Annotated in this window: 12 protein-coding genes and 3 tRNA genes; 8 read left to right on the forward strand and 7 right to left on the reverse strand. The window is 46.2% G+C overall.

Annotated elements, in window-relative coordinates; translation table 11 throughout:
- Nucleotides 1–5 precede the first annotated feature (5 nt).
- Nucleotides 6–1,220, reverse strand: coding sequence for a pyridoxal phosphate-dependent aminotransferase (locus BIW15_RS06355; RefSeq protein WP_005456922.1), 1,215 nt, complete (start codon nt 1,218–1,220; stop codon nt 6–8).
- 216 nt (nt 1,221–1,436) lie between these two features.
- On the opposite strand from BIW15_RS06355, the gene BIW15_RS06360 reads away from it, so the two are divergent.
- From BIW15_RS06360 to BIW15_RS25065, 7 genes are all read left to right on the forward strand, one after another.
- Nucleotides 1,437–2,744 carry an isochorismate synthase MenF gene (locus BIW15_RS06360; protein WP_077280695.1) on the forward strand — a complete coding sequence of 436 codons (1,308 nt, stop codon included), beginning with the start codon at nt 1,437–1,439 and terminating at the stop codon, nt 2,742–2,744.
- A complete protein-coding gene (menD, locus tag BIW15_RS06365; RefSeq protein WP_077280696.1) occupies nt 2,741–4,456 on the forward strand; it encodes a 2-succinyl-5-enolpyruvyl-6-hydroxy-3-cyclohexene-1-carboxylic-acid synthase in 1,716 nt (571 codons plus the stop codon). The genes BIW15_RS06360 and menD overlap by 4 nt, the downstream gene beginning before the upstream one ends.
- Nucleotides 4,443–5,237 carry a 2-succinyl-6-hydroxy-2,4-cyclohexadiene-1-carboxylate synthase gene (gene menH / locus BIW15_RS06370; protein WP_077280697.1) on the forward strand — a complete coding sequence of 265 codons (795 nt, stop codon included), beginning with the start codon at nt 4,443–4,445 and terminating at the stop codon, nt 5,235–5,237. The genes menD and menH overlap by 14 nt, the downstream gene beginning before the upstream one ends.
- Nucleotides 5,238–5,263: 26 nt before the next feature.
- Nucleotides 5,264–6,130 (forward strand): 1,4-dihydroxy-2-naphthoyl-CoA synthase, encoded by an 867-nt coding sequence (menB, locus tag BIW15_RS06375; protein WP_005482536.1) that lies wholly within the window; start codon nt 5,264–5,266, stop codon nt 6,128–6,130.
- Between the two features lie 126 nt (nt 6,131–6,256).
- Entirely contained in the window at nt 6,257–7,246 is a 990-nt protein-coding gene (gene menC, locus BIW15_RS06380) for an o-succinylbenzoate synthase (protein ID WP_023624116.1), read from the forward strand.
- Nucleotides 7,231–8,673 (forward strand): o-succinylbenzoate--CoA ligase, encoded by a 1,443-nt coding sequence (gene menE / locus BIW15_RS06385; RefSeq protein ID WP_077280698.1) that lies wholly within the window; start codon nt 7,231–7,233, stop codon nt 8,671–8,673. Before menC ends, menE begins: the two co-directional genes overlap by 16 nt.
- A 144-nt stretch (nt 8,674–8,817) precedes the next feature.
- Nucleotides 8,818–9,006, forward strand: coding sequence for a hypothetical protein (locus BIW15_RS25065; protein WP_025498671.1), 189 nt, complete (start codon nt 8,818–8,820; stop codon nt 9,004–9,006).
- Here the strand turns inward: BIW15_RS25065 and BIW15_RS06395 are convergent.
- The 3 genes from BIW15_RS06395 to BIW15_RS06405 form a co-directional block, all read right to left on the reverse strand.
- Nucleotides 8,999–9,931 (reverse strand): YeiH family protein, encoded by a 933-nt coding sequence (locus tag BIW15_RS06395; protein ID WP_017448694.1) that lies wholly within the window; start codon nt 9,929–9,931, stop codon nt 8,999–9,001. The two genes, BIW15_RS25065 and BIW15_RS06395, sit on opposite strands and share 8 nt — an antisense overlap.
- Before the next feature lie 128 nt (nt 9,932–10,059).
- Nucleotides 10,060–11,934, reverse strand: a complete 1,875-nt coding sequence (locus tag BIW15_RS06400; protein ID WP_077280699.1) for an MFS transporter — start codon at nt 11,932–11,934, stop codon at nt 10,060–10,062.
- Between the two features lie 17 nt (nt 11,935–11,951).
- A complete protein-coding gene (locus tag BIW15_RS06405) occupies nt 11,952–12,542 on the reverse strand; it encodes a TetR/AcrR family transcriptional regulator (protein ID WP_005456899.1) in 591 nt (196 codons plus the stop codon).
- A 289-nt stretch (nt 12,543–12,831) separates the two neighbouring features.
- Between BIW15_RS06405 and BIW15_RS06410 the strand changes: the two genes are divergently transcribed.
- On the forward strand, nt 12,832–13,704 hold the full coding sequence (locus tag BIW15_RS06410; RefSeq protein WP_005495957.1) for a Tim44 domain-containing protein: 873 nt from the start codon (nt 12,832–12,834) through the stop codon (nt 13,702–13,704).
- Between the two features lie 473 nt (nt 13,705–14,177).
- On the opposite strand, the gene BIW15_RS06415 is transcribed toward BIW15_RS06410, so the two are convergent.
- The 3 genes from BIW15_RS06415 to BIW15_RS06425 form a co-directional block, all read right to left on the reverse strand.
- Nucleotides 14,178–14,262, reverse strand: a tRNA-Tyr gene (locus BIW15_RS06415).
- Between the two features lie 81 nt (nt 14,263–14,343).
- Nucleotides 14,344–14,428 (reverse strand) — tRNA-Tyr (locus tag BIW15_RS06420).
- Between the two features lie 81 nt (nt 14,429–14,509).
- A tRNA-Tyr gene (locus BIW15_RS06425) sits at nt 14,510–14,594 on the reverse strand.
- Between the last annotated feature and the right edge of the window lie 21 nt (nt 14,595–14,615).

Below are 14,615 nucleotides of genomic sequence, written 5' to 3' on the forward strand. Positions count from 1 at the left end.
ATTCTTTACTGGCTGTAGGTTGATAGGAATCGCTCGAAGCGTCCGATTGCGGTTTCCAGATCTTCAACATGTGGCAAAGTCACAATGCGGAAATGGTCTGGTTTTGGCCAGTTAAAACCTGAGCCTTGTACTAGCAGTACTTTTTCCTGTTTCAAGAAATCGAGCACCATCTGTTGGTCATTCTTGATGTTGTACATCTTGGTATCGATTTTAGGGAATAAGTACATGGCACCTTTGGGTTTCACACAAGATACCCCTGGGATCTGGTTGATCAGCTCGAACGCGCGATTACGCTGCTCTAGCAATCGGCCACCAGGTAAGATCAACTCATTGATACTTTGGTAGCCACCTAGCGCGGTTTGAATCGCATGTTGCATCGGCACGTTGGCACAAAGACGCATAGAAGAGAGCAACTCTAGACCGTTAACGTAGCCTTGTGCTAAGTGTTTTGGACCAGTTAAGAACATCCACCCACCGCGGAAACCACATACCCGGTAAGCTTTCGACAACCCGTTGAAGGTCATCACAAGTACGTCTTCCGTTAGCGTCGCAACAGAAGTGTGTGTTGCGCCATCGTAAAGCACTTTGTCGTAAATCTCGTCAGCGAAAATGATCAGCTTGTGCTGGCGAGCAATCTCAATCACCTCTAGCAAGAAGTCACGACTATATACAGCACCTGTTGGGTTGTTCGGGTTGATCAGAACAATACCGCGGGTCTTCGGCGTGATTTTCTTTTTGATGTCATCAAGGTCTGGATACCAATCCGATTGTTCATCACACAAATAATGAACGGGGTTGCCACCAGACAACGCTACTGATGCCGTCCACAATGGGTAGTCAGGCGCAGGGATGAGCATTTCATCGCCGTTGTTTAGCAACGCTTGCATTGCCATCACGATCAGCTCCGACACGCCATTACCGACGTACACATCTTCTACGTCTAAAGAACGAATGCCTTTGCGTTGGTAATGTTGAACCACCGCTTTACGCGCAGAGTAAATGCCTTTGGAATCACAGTAGCCTTGAGAGGTCGGTAGATTACGAATTACATCTACAAGAATCTCATCAGGGGCGTCAAAACCAAATGGGGCAGGGTTACCAATGTTCAACTTTAGGATTTTATGCCCTTCTTCCTCCATGCGCTTAGCATGTTTGAGTACAGGACCCCTAATGTCGTAGCAGACATTGTCGAGTTTTGACGACATCCCGATATTTTGCATTGTATAATTCCTAAAAATTCGTTAATTTCTTTATTAAAATACAATAATTTGTTTTTTATTAGAATATAAATCTGTAAATTATCCGTTTGCAGGCTAACTTTTGCTCGCTTGCTATCACAGGATTTTGCAAAAGATCGCATACGACCTTGATTTGCTTTGGGTCTAAACTTAGAGTAGCCGTCAGTTACCTTTATCCTCACATACTTCGAGGTTGATTTGTCAGAGTTCCATCAAGCCGTAAAAAGAATTATCGAGCGAGTTCAGCACACGGAAGGCAATCAAGTACGTCTGGTCGAGCCCCTCAGCGAAAAACCGAATTTCGCATTTATTGATTGGCTTGATGCACAACCACTTTTCCCCAAGTTTTATTGGCAATCCCGTGATACTCGTGAAGAGGTCGTCGCGCTAGGACAGCTGCACTCTTTTGTTGAGCCGGGTCCTGCCTATACCATTCTTGGTGAAGGGCAGCGAGTATGGGGCGGGCGATCGTTTGATGGCCAGCACGAAAAAAATCGCCGTTGCATGCCTTCTTTTTTCTTTTTGCCTCAAATTGAACTGATTCGATTTGATCAGCAGTGGTCACTCGCGGTTAACCTAACTGAAGACAAAGCGCGCACGCTTGCAGGCTTGAGAAAGCTTATTTGCGATGTCGCCGCTTTACCTCCGATCTCGTCACACATTCGCTCGATTGTTCATACTCCTATCAAATCTGAGTGGGATGCGCTGGTACATAAAGTTCTGACTGGGATTGAGAATGATGAGTTTAAAAAAGTTGTGTTGGCTCGCCGTTCTACTGTCCAACTGGATAACACGTTGAGCGCTGCACAACTGCTTAAAGCGAGCTATTTGAACAACCATCACAGCTTTCATTTCTTGCTGAGTTTAGACAGCAAACACAGTTTTATGGGTTCTACGCCAGAGCGTTTGTATTCTCGTGTTGGACATGAACTTCATACCGAGGCTTTAGCGGGCACTATTGGCCGCGGCGACAATGCCACTCATGATATGGAATTGGCGAATTGGTTATCTCAGGATTCAAAAAACTTAAACGAAAACCAGTACGTCGTGGACGATATCGTGGAACGCCTTTCTCCTCATTCTGAAATAGTAGAAGTAGAAACCGAACCGAGATTGGTGCGTTTACGTAAGGTGCAGCACCTCAAACGTAATATTCATGCAAGCTTAAAAACAGGCACAAATGGCGTACAACTGCTTTCTGCATTGCAGCCGACGGCCGCAGTGGCAGGTTTGCCTCGTAAAGAGTCGATGCAGTTCATCCTTGATAACGAGCCGTTTGCTCGTGGCTGGTATGCCGGCTCTATGGGTTATATCAGCCATGAACGCGCAGAGTTTTGTGTGGCAATAAGAAGTGCATTGGTGCTTGGCGAGCAAGTTCAGCTGTTTGCTGGAGCGGGTATTGTTCCTGGATCAGTTGCTGAACACGAATGGGCTGAGTTAGATAAAAAGATGTCGACGCTGTTAACGTTGATTTCCGATCATCCGCCACTTGGAGTGGCATCATGAGTTACGATCAAGCGGTTCTCAATCGAATTTGGTCAGAGACCATTTTGACTGAGCTTCACCGATTTGGTGTGAAGCATGTTTGTATCGCGCCGGGGTCGCGTTCGACTCCTTTGACTTTAGAAGCGGCGGAACAGCCAAATTTTTCCATTCATACTCATTTTGATGAGCGTGGATTAGGTTTTATGGCGCTTGGCTTGGCGAAAGCGAGCCAAGAGCCGGTAGCCGTTATCGTGACTTCTGGCACTGCGGTCGCAAACTTGTTGCCTGCGGTATCAGAAGCTAAATTAACGGGCGAAAAACTGGTTTTGCTTACCGCTGATCGCCCTGTTGAACTCGTCGGTTGTGGCGCAAACCAAGCAATTAATCAGCTTGGGATTTTTTCACAGCATGTATCGGCAAATTTGAACTTGCCAAGTCCGACCTTAAATACGCCGCTCAACTGGTTACTCACTTCGGTTGATGAGGTGATGTTTAACCAGCAGTTACATGGCAGCGCGGTTCACATTAACTGCGCCTTTCCTGAGCCGCTGTATTCTGACGGGGAAAAAAGCGCTTACCAAAGCTACCTGAACAGTGTCGAAGCGTGGCGCAAAGGCGGTCAAACATATACTCAACGATTCGTCAGTCCATCATTCCGTGACATTCCATTTTGTGCTGATAGAAAAGGAGTGGTTGTTATTGGCAGCTTACCTGCTGATCACGCGCAAGCGGCAAAAGCGTTTGCACAGCAAATGGGGTGGCCTGTATTGGCGGATCCGCAAAGTGGAGTTAGCTCCGATTGGTCACATTATGATTTGTGGTTACAACAGCCTAAGTTGGCCAGCCAACTCGACGAATGTGATTTGGTGCTCCAGTTTGGTAGCCGCATCATATCTAAGCGATTGAACCAATGGATTAATAAACAGGTGTCGCAAAGCCAACAAGGCCGAGATGTTCAGTACTGGTTTATCTCGCCAAGTTTAAGCCGAGATAACCAAACACACCTTCCGCAATTGCATTGGGCTGCATCACCTAAAAGTTGGGTCGAGCGTGTTGATGTTAAGAGCTCAAGTACTCAAGGGTGGGCTGATGGATTGCTGACCGATATAGCCCATGTTCGCGCTCACATTCGCGATGAGTTTCTGTCTTCATCAGCTTCAACGCTTAATGAAATCGCGTTAGCGGCTGACATTGAAGAGCGAACGCAGAACGTCGATGTCTTTCTCGGTAACAGCTTGTTTGTTCGATTGGTCGATATGTTTGGCCGATTAAATACTGAGGTGTTTACCAATCGCGGAGCGTCGGGTATTGATGGTCTATTTGCCACAGCTTCGGGTGTTCAGCGTTCGCGAGGCAAGCCGCTATTGATGTACATCGGTGATACATCGGCGCTTTATGACCTCAACTCGCTCGCGCTGTTTTCTCGTAATGATCTGCCATCAGTACTTGTGGTCACAAACAATGATGGTGGTGCGATTTTCGATATGTTGCCAGTGCCTCAGGAGCATCGCACTGCGTACTACCAAATGCCCCACGGTTATCAGTTTGAACATGCAGCTAAGCAGTTTGGCTTAAAGTATGAAAAGCCAACTACATTAGAAATGTATCAAGCAGTGGTTGCCGAGCACTTGTCGAGCGGCCAAGGCACAATGCTGGTGGAAGTTCAAACCCTACCAAGCCAAGCCGCAGAGTTGATAAAGGCATTTAATAAGAGCCTGCATGCTTCACTCTGAGCGTCTCTCTCCAACTGAAAAACACCAAAGTGGTGATCTTCCCACTCTGGTGTTTTTGCATGGTCTTTTAGGAAGTGGTGCTGATTGGCAAGCTTGTTTGGATGAGCTGACTCAGTTTGAACGAGTCGTTATAGACCTTCCTGGTCATGGTCGCAGCCAGTTTACAAAGTGCAACGATCTCGATGATTGCTGCAAACTTCTTAATTCCACACTATCTTTATTATTTCCTCCGCAACAACCACTTATTTTGATTGGCTACTCAATGGGTGGAAGAATCGCAATGCACGGTCTTGCTGGTGAGTGCTTCTCAGATCTCAATATTGTCGGCGCGATTGTGGAAGGGGGAAACTTCGGGCTTCAAACAGAGTCAGAGATACAGTCAAGATTGCACAACGACCAAAAATGGGCACTGCGCTTCGAGAGTGAACCACTTGGACGTGTTTTGAGCGATTGGTATCAACAAGCGGTGTTTTCTTCACTAAACCATGAGCAAAGACAAACATTAATTGCCAAGCGAAGTGCTAATCTTGGCTCGGCAATTGCGAACATGTTGATGGCAACATCGTTAGCCAAGCAGGCGTATTTACTGCCCGCACTGCAACAACAGCGCATATCCATTTATTATGTGTGTGGCGCGAAAGACAAAAAATTTAGCCAACTGGCACAAACAAGCGGGTTGGCGTATCGACAAATTGAAGGCGCAGGACATAACGTTCATCAAGAGCAGCCAAAGCAGTTTGCGATGCACATTAAGCAAATAATTCATTCTCACTTTCAGTGAGAGCAACGAGAACAATGGGAATCACCATGGCTAAAACAGTAGGCATTTCTGAAGAAGAACTTTACGCTCCGGTTCAATGGAAAGATTGCGGCGAGAAATACGAGGATATTCATTACCACAAGTCTGAAGATGGTATCGCGAAAATTACCATTGCACGCCCTCAAGTGCGTAACGCGTTCCGCCCTCAAACGGTAAAAGAGATGATTGATGCGTTGGCAGATGCACGCTACGACTCAGGTGTTGGCGTTATCATCCTAACTGGTTTGGGTGAAGATGCATTCTGTTCTGGTGGTGACCAGAAGATTCGTGGCGATTACGGCGGTTACAAAGATGACCAAGGTACACATCACCTAAACGTATTGGATTTCCAACGTGATATTCGTACATGTCCAAAACCTGTTATTGCTTCCGTAGCGGGTTGGGCTGTTGGCGGCGGTCATGTACTGCACATGATGTGTGACCTAACAATTGCAGCGGACAACGCGCAGTTTGGTCAAACGGGCCCTAAAGTGGGTTCATTTGATGGTGGTTGGGGCGCGTCTTACATGGCCCGTATCGTAGGCCAGAAGAAAGCGCGCGAAATCTGGTTCCTATGTCGTTTCTACAACGCGCAAGAAGCGTTAGACATGGGCTTGGTCAACACGGTTGTGCCTCTAGAAGATCTAGAGAAAGAAACCGTTCGATGGTGTCGTGAAGTTCTTCAGCATAGCCCAATGGCGCTACGCTGCCTGAAAGCGGCATTGAACGCCGATTGTGATGGTCAAGCTGGTCTTCAAGAGCTTGCGGGTAACGCAACGATGATGTTCTACATGACAGATGAAGGACAAGAAGGTCGTAACGCATTCAACGAGAAACGTCGCCCAGACTTCGACAAGTTCCCTCGTAACCCATAATCCGTAAATAAAGAGGAGCCAGAGTGCTCCTCTGCTTCGTTTTTAGTCCCGAGCGCCTCGCCCTCAGGGAGGATGGTTCGTTCTTATAGCCAGCAAGCTTGGGTTGTACGTAATAGGACAGGAATTATGCGTAAAGCAAAGATTTACCGTTACTGCCTTCCAATGGACAGTGGCGTAATACTGCGTGATAACAAGCTGACGGAACGCATCGGCTACATTGTTGAGCTATCTGATGGCGAGAACATGGGATTAGGTGAAGTCGCACCGCTTTTTGGTTTTAGCTTGGAAAGTACCGAAGAGGCTGGCATTCAGTTACAAGAACAGGCTGAACGCTGGGTCGCGGGTATACCGGTTGATTATGCCAATATGTATCCTTCAGTTGCGTTTGGCTTATCTATGGCTCAATTGGAGTTAGAAGGTGGTTTGCCGACGCAAGGCAAATATCAAACTGCTCCACTGTGTACGGGCGATCCCGATGAGTTGATTCCAAAACTCAACGAGATGGAAGGCGAGAAAGTGGCAAAAGTGAAAGTGGGTCTGTATGAGCCCATTCGCGACGGCATGCTTGTGAATCTCTTCCTTGAATCTATCCCTCAATTAACGCTTCGACTGGATGCGAACCGCGCTTGGACTCCCGAAAAAGCGCAGCAGTTTGCTAAGTACATTACACCGTCTCTTCGCCAACGAATTACGTTTTTGGAAGAGCCATGCCGAGCTCCAGGCGACAGCATGTCTTTTGCCATTAATACTGGTATCGCGATTGCTTGGGATGAAACGCTGCAAGATGCCGTTCGTCGAGAAGACTTTAGCCTTGAAGATCTGACAGGCGTGAAAGCGATCATTATCAAACCGACATTAATCGGCTCCGTCGACTTCTGCATTAAATTGATCGAAAAAGCAAAAGCGTTAGGTATGAAAGCGGTGATCAGCTCAAGCATTGAGTCGAGCCTTGGTTTGAACCAATTAGCACGTTTGGCGCAATGGCAGTTGCCTGATGAAGTTCCTGGTTTGGACACTATCGGGTTGTTCAAAGCGCAGCTAGAGCAAGGTTGGCCAAAGTGCGAACTTCCTGTGCTTCCTTTGTCTGAGCAGGAGTTAGTGTGGCATTCAGCATAGAGCCATTCTCTACAGAAAATAGTGCGATTCCACCTTGGAAGTATTGGGCTCAAACGAGCCCTTTTTCTATTGCACTCGCAACACCTCAAGAAACATTGAATTGGCAACAGCTCTCGCTTCGTGTTACTCAATACGCGCAATCGCTCTTGCAGCAAGGTGTTACGCGCGATGATGTGGTGACTCTGGTAGGGAAGAACCAAGTTGAAACAGTATTGTTTTATTTAGCGGCGCAACAGTTAGGCGCCATCACCGCGTTGACTATGCCTCAGCCAATCGAGGCGCTACAAGGTAAGCTCTGCACACTGTACGGCGATCATCAAACGCGTTTTGTTTGGTTAACTCCGGAGTGTGAGTTCGCTTACTCTAGCGAAGATAAAGCAGCATTAAATGCGATTTTTCTCATTTTGCCTACGGTAGATACCGTGGTTGAAAACACTGAGGACGACTATCAGCATGACAGGTTGGCTTCGATCGTGTTTACCTCAGGCTCAACGGAGGCACCGAAAGCGGTGGTACATACGCATCGACAGCACCTCGCTTCGGCAGAGGGGTTACTATGTGAGTTCACCTTCCACCAACAAGATACTTGGTTGTTGTCGCTCCCACTTTATCATGTTTCCGGCCTTGCGATTGTCTATCGCTGGTTGTTTGTTGGCGCAACGTTGAAAATCGGCACGGGAAGACTGGCAGACGATATCCTCGCGGTTTCACACGCCTCTTTAGTGGCGACTCAACTTAAACGCTTGCTAGATGATGATGTTGAACTGTCACTGACGCACGTTTTGCTGGGGGGCAGCCATGTGGCTCTTGAGTTGGCGGTAAGAGCCACAGAAAAAGGCATCGAAACGTGGCTAGGTTATGGTATGACCGAGGCTGCATCTACCGTTACGGCAAAACAGATCAATGACGTAAGCAATGCTGGGCATTTACTAAAAAATCGTAAGATTAAGTTGGTTGATGAGCGCATTTACATTGGTGGACAAACGCTAGCTTCAGGCTATTTTCACCAAGGTCAAGTGACGGCATTCGTGGACGAGGATGGTTGGTTCGACAGTAAGGATCTCGGTACTTGGCAAGGAGATGAGTTAAAGATCATCGGTCGGGCCGATAATCAATTTATCTCAGGTGGAGAAAACGTTCACTGTGAGGAAATAGAAGCAGTATTGAACCAAATCCCAAGCGTCATTCAGAGCATTGTCGTGCCAGTCGAAGATGCTGAGTTCGGTCATCGTCCTATAGCCGTTATTCAATCCGAAGCGTTACTGAGCCAACAGGAATTCGAGCAATACTTGCGGAAAAAGCTTGAGAAGTTTAAATGTCCAATCGCTTACTATTTGATGCCACAAGCCTTGTTAGAAGGTGGGATTAAAGTCTCGCGTAAAGCGGTAAAAGAGTGGTTGCTGTATGAGTTAGATAATCAACGTTAAATAGCTGGCGCTCATTTGCCCTGCTGAAATGAGGCGAAGATTAGTCAATTTTGCTATGTGTTAGTCGGAAAGGGAATTTCGTAACCTTATAACTCTGAATCATAATTATGTCTCAACGTAGAGCAGAAAGGCATAAGCTTCAGAATGGTGAAATTGGTTTTATTGATAGCAGTGGTATTACAAATTGGCATCGCAATCAGCAGTGAAGGGCTCACTCGCTCGTTAGCTGAATTGACGGCGTTTTTAATCGCTATCGCGTTGGTGTTTGCGCTCAAGAGTGACAAACAAGAGTCAACCTCCGACCAACGCGATAAGTCGACAACGATTATCTAAGTACTAGCCAGCTTAGTGACGTGGTGGAAATTAATACCCATAAAGTCACACCAAACAACAGCGGTTTAGGACCCGAAGATTTCAGTTTCGAAATCGAAATACTACATCCTATCAAGAATAAGCACACCACCAGAGCTTGCTTCGCAATGGTAAAAATACCGTGATACACCACCTCAAATTGTGGAAAGAAATCACTAAAGGCGATGGCCGCGCAATACCAGAAAATGAAGTAAGGAATCACTAACTTTTTCGAACCGTTCTCTTTGTTCCCACGTGAGAAAATCACGGCGCTAATCAAAGCAACAGGAATGATCCACAAGGCTCGCGCCAGTTTGAGCGTGGTTGCAGTTGTCAGTGCCTCTTCACCGTAGGCAGAGGCAGCGCCAACAACAGACGAAGTATCATGAATCGCAATTGCCGCCCACGTCCCAAAGGTGTGTTGGTCTAGGTTTAACGCATGACCAATGACGGGGAAGATGAACAACGCTAGAGAGTTGAGTACAAAAACGGTAGCGAGTGCCAAACCTATTTGTTCATCTTTGGCTCTGATTGCTGGTGCGACCGCAGCAATTGCGCTGCCACCACATATCGCAGTTCCGGATGAAATGAGATACGCAGTCGTCGTTTCGAGTTTGATTACTTTGGCGATGAGTGAGCCAATGACGAGTGTGCCGACAATCGTAGCGATAATTAGCCCGATACCATCTGACGTGACAGACAATGCCTGTTCAAAATTGATACCAAACCCTAAACCGATAATAGAATAAGAAAGCAGTTTTTTGGTGAAAGAGGCGATGGGTAACTCAGTAGGAACTAAGCCAAAGCTGGCAAGTAAGAAGCCAATAACAAGTGCAATAGGGGATGACACAAAAGGAGTTAAGCAAAAAAGCAGTGCCAGTCCAAAGGGGATGTACTTTCTGTTCAAGATTTATGATTCATTGTCGTTAGTGAAAGCGAGAGTATATCGCACTGTATCTGGTCAGTTTGTCTTAATGATTTGAACACACGTTCAGATAATCTAAACGTGTGCTCAAATAATTCTCAACGTTTTGTTTATCGCCAATCTCCGCGCAATGCGTGTACTTTTTCGAACATAGTTTGTGCGGTGGCTGAGCTAGGATCTACCGGTTCGCCAGCTTCAATTTCCAATTTGGACCAGAAGCGAGTCGGGAACCCTCTGCATGCTCGTCCTTTAGCGCGGCTAAAATAACTACCCCACAATCCTTTCAATGCCATCGGAATCACAGGTACTGGGCTTCGACGCAGAATAATGTCGATGCCACGCATGAAGTCGTTCATTTCGCCATCGGAGGTCAATCGCCCTTCAGGGAAGATACAGACAATATGGCCTTCATTGAGAGCTTCTTCGACGTCGTTAAATGCTCGACGAATAGAACTTCGGTTGCTAGCAGAAATTGGTATCACGCCAGCACGGCGTAAAAAGCGTCTTAGCGGCGGCAGGTTGGCGTAATCTTCTTCCATCACAAAGCGAATCAAACGAGGGCATACGGCACTCAGTAACAGGGCATCCATGTAGCTCACATGATTGCACACAATCAATGCACCACCATGCTCAGGTAAGTTGTGCAGATTTTTGTGTTTAACACGATAGATGGTGTGCGTGAGCATCCACATTGCAAAGCGAACCACAAAAATCGGGATTTGTAGAAAGATATATGCCGCGACTAAGAAATTAAGCACTGCAAGAAGCGCAAACAATTGTGGAATACTCATCTCTACTACGCTTAGGCATATAATGCCAAGGATCGCGCTGCCCACCATAAATAGTGAGTTAAAGATATTCAGACCTGCTATCACTTGCGCACGTTCAGTCTCCTTCGCTCGGTGTTGCATTAAGGCGTACAGTGGGACGATAAATAATCCGCCCGATGCTCCTATCATGAGCAGATAGAAAAACAGAGGCCAGAAAGGCTCGAAACGAACAAATTCAATGAAGTTTGCGAACTCAGGTAGCTCAGTTGGTACTGATGTCGCCATTAAGTAACCGAAGATGGTGATGCCTAAGGCACCGATTGGCACGATGCCCACTTCGATTCGATGATTTGATATCCAGTTGCAAGCCAGTGAGCCTAGAGCAATCCCTACTGAGAAGAGTGCAAGTAAGAAAGATACGGCGCTTTCTGCACCGTTCAGGTAGACCTTGGTGAAGTTTGGGAACTGAGTAAGATATGCAGCACCGAGAAACCAAAACCAACTGATGGCCATGATGCATTGAAATACGATGCGATCGGATTTCGCGATCGCCAGTGTGTGCTTAGTTTGCTGATAAGGTCGCCAACGGAATTTAAGTTCAGGGGCACTTGCCGCAGCAAATGGAATCGAGCGACTGGATAAGTAACCGAGCAGGGCAAATAGAACCACGCAGAAAGCGGCCAGATATTTCGCGTTGTCAGCAGAAGCAATAATGCCTGCACCGAGCGTGCCGATAAGAATGGCGATAAATGTCCCGGCTTCAACCAAGGCATTGCCCGGTACCAGTTCCTTAGCGTTTAATTCCTGAGGAAGAAGCGCGTACTTGACGGGGCCGAAGAACGCGGATTGCGTACCCATTAAGAAAAGCAGCAGAAGTAAGACACCATAGCTTTCTGTTATAAAGCCAACGGCGCCTAGCAGCATGATAGCGATTTCAAACAGTTTTACTTTGCGAATAAACCACGATTTCTCGTATTTATCCGCCAAAACTCCAGCAGAGGCAGAAAAAAGGAAGAATGGAAGAATGAATAAGCCAGCTGCTAAGTTTATGAATAAGTTACTAGAAATGGGTAATGCGCTAGAACCAGCGAAAGCGACAAACAGCAACAAAACGTTTTTAAAAATGTTGTCGTTGAAAGCGCCAAAAAACTGAGTAACAAAATAGGGCAGGAACTTTCTTTGCGTAAGCAAGGACGGCTGTCTGTCGGATGACATGGATAATCCTTTGTTTGTTACCAGTTCATGATGTAGTTAGAAAGCAAGTTACTGATTAACTCTTTACCATCTACAGGCTCACTTGAGAAAAACTTGTCATCAACGCTTAGAAGAGTAATGCCGTGTACGCCAGCCCATAGTACGCGACTCGCTTGAATGACTTCGGACTCTGTACGTTGAGGAGCGATTTGTGCGAGTAATGATTCGAGCATGCCTGTCATGCCATCAATACGTTTCGCATGCCATTCTGGAAGTTCGGCACCGTTCATGTTGTGTTCGAAAACCAATTGCCAACGGTAAGGATGTTTTTGCGCGAAATCGTGGTAGCAGTATGCAAGTTCAAAAAGTGCTTGATGAGCATCTTTACTGCTTTTTGTTGCATTTAGCGCTTCTTGCGATAACTCATCTAAAGTTTGAGCCACGGCATGAAGTAGCAACAAATTATAGTTACCAAAAATATTCACCAATGTGCTTGGCACGTAACCAATCATGTTAGCGATCTTACGAAGGCTAAGTTCGTGGTAAGAGTTCTCATCTAAAAAATTTTTGACCGTCGTTAAGGTCAAGTTAATCAACTCTTCTCTGGTGTGATCGTTTCTGCGCGCCATACTCTCAAACTGCTTTATTGAACAACGTTCAATATGATAGACAGCTACTTAATGAGCGTCAACCGCGCAATCACGTCAGAAGGCGACATGTTTGGCAATATTCTGATACATGTCGGACTCTTTAGATTGTTTTCATACGGTGACATACGGAGTATGATGAACTAACAATCATCTTTGGCGTGCTACTGCTTGTATGTACAAGGTTTGGAGCACAATCTGAGATGTACCCAAACGGCTTCTTTTACCTGAGGTTGCGTGGGTATAACAATCGTCAACTTTAAGGATAACGATGAAACGTTTATTTTCTATTGTTGCTCTATTAATGTTTACCGTTGCTGTCACTCCTATCGCAGAAGCGAAGAAGTTTGGTGGTGGTAAGTCTTTTGGTAAGAGCTACAAAACAGCACCTGCGCCTAAACAGCAGCAACAAAACACCAATACGATCGGTAAAGAGCAAACGACCAAATCTTCTAGCAAGAAAGGTTTGATGGGCGGTCTATTAGGTGGCCTTCTAGCTGGTGGTCTGCTTGCTGCGTTCTTCGGTGGTGCTTTTGAAGGTATCCAGTTTATGGATATCCTAATCATTGGTTTAATTGCCTTTATTATCTTTAAGCTTATGCGCGGAATGTTAGGTGCGAAGCAGGGCAGTATGAACCAGCAACGTCAACAACCGGCATTTGGTGGTAACGCGTCAAAGTTTGAACAACCAAACATGCAGAACTTTGAACAACAACCAAATACTAACGCAGGCGGTTTCACCGGTTTTGGTGCTCAAACAGATGTACCACACAATTACCCACCGGGTTTCGATCAAGCTGCGTTTATTAACGGTTCTCGTGAGCACTACCGCATTTTGCAAGGTGCGTGGAACCACAACCAACTAGACACTATTGAAGAATATGTTTCTCCAAGTCTATTTGAAGATCTGAAAGCTGAGCGCGCGAAGCTAGAAGGTGAGCAGCACACTGATGTGATGTATGTAGATGCAGAGATCGTTCGTGCTGAATACGATGCGAACAAAGCACAATTAAGTTTGCAATTTAGTGGCCGTTACCGTGATGCTGCAGAAGGTGTCGAGGAAGATATTGAAGATATCTGGCACCTCGAGCGCGACCTAACAGTACCGAATGCACCTTGGTTGATTGTTGGTATTCAAGGTTAATCACCAAGCTCGTTCACTTTAGTCTTAATTAAATCCCGCTATTTAGCGGGATTTTTTGTATCTGTTAATTGTTGGATGAGCGGAGAGAGCTCTACAGGTAAAAGCGAAAGGCAATGCTCCGTAGCTATGCACAATACAACTCAGTCGTTTTATGATTTAGCAGTCTAATGACTTAACCATCTGGTATCTGGGATAGCTCAGTTAGTATTTTGTTGTGTCTATTCTTGAGAGATTTAGAAAGTTAATACTATTCAGCGTCTTATCGAAGAACTCTTACCTGTTAAAAGATCGGTTCTAACGTTGAGTTTGGCTTAAAGCAATGTGTCGGTATTGGTTGAAGATCTTAGCTACATTAGGAGTTCGTAGAACATGAATGCGACACTATGGGGTGAGCGAGAGATTGTTAGAATGGGTGTTGATCTTACGATGTATAGAACGAAAAAAGCCAGCTCGATGAGCTGGCTTTTTCAATATGGTGGAGGGGGACGGATTCGAACCATCGAAGGCGGAGCCGGCAGATTTACAGTCTGCTCCCTTTGGCCACTCGGGAACCCCTCCAGGGTGTTTTTATACTTAGAAAGTGTTTTCCCAACACAGCTTTCCAAGTGTTTTCTTATGACATAATCATAAGAAAGAATATGGTGGAGGGGGACGGATTCGAACCATCGAAGGCGGAGCCGGCAGATTTACAGTCTGCTCCCTTTGGCCACTCGGGAACCCCTCCAGGGTATTTTTATACTTAGAAAGTGTTTTCCCAACACGGCTTTCCAAGTGTTTTCTTATGACATAATCACAAGAAAGAATATGGTGGAGGGGGACGGATTCGAACCATCGAAGGCGGAGCCGGCAGATTTACAGTCTGCTCCCTTTGGCCACTCGGGAACCCCTCCGGGGTATTTTTATACTTAGAA

Origin of the sequence: Vibrio sp. SALL6, assembly GCF_002002385.1 — a bacterium.
Classification (GTDB): Bacteria; Pseudomonadota; Gammaproteobacteria; order Enterobacterales; family Vibrionaceae; genus Vibrio; species Vibrio parahaemolyticus.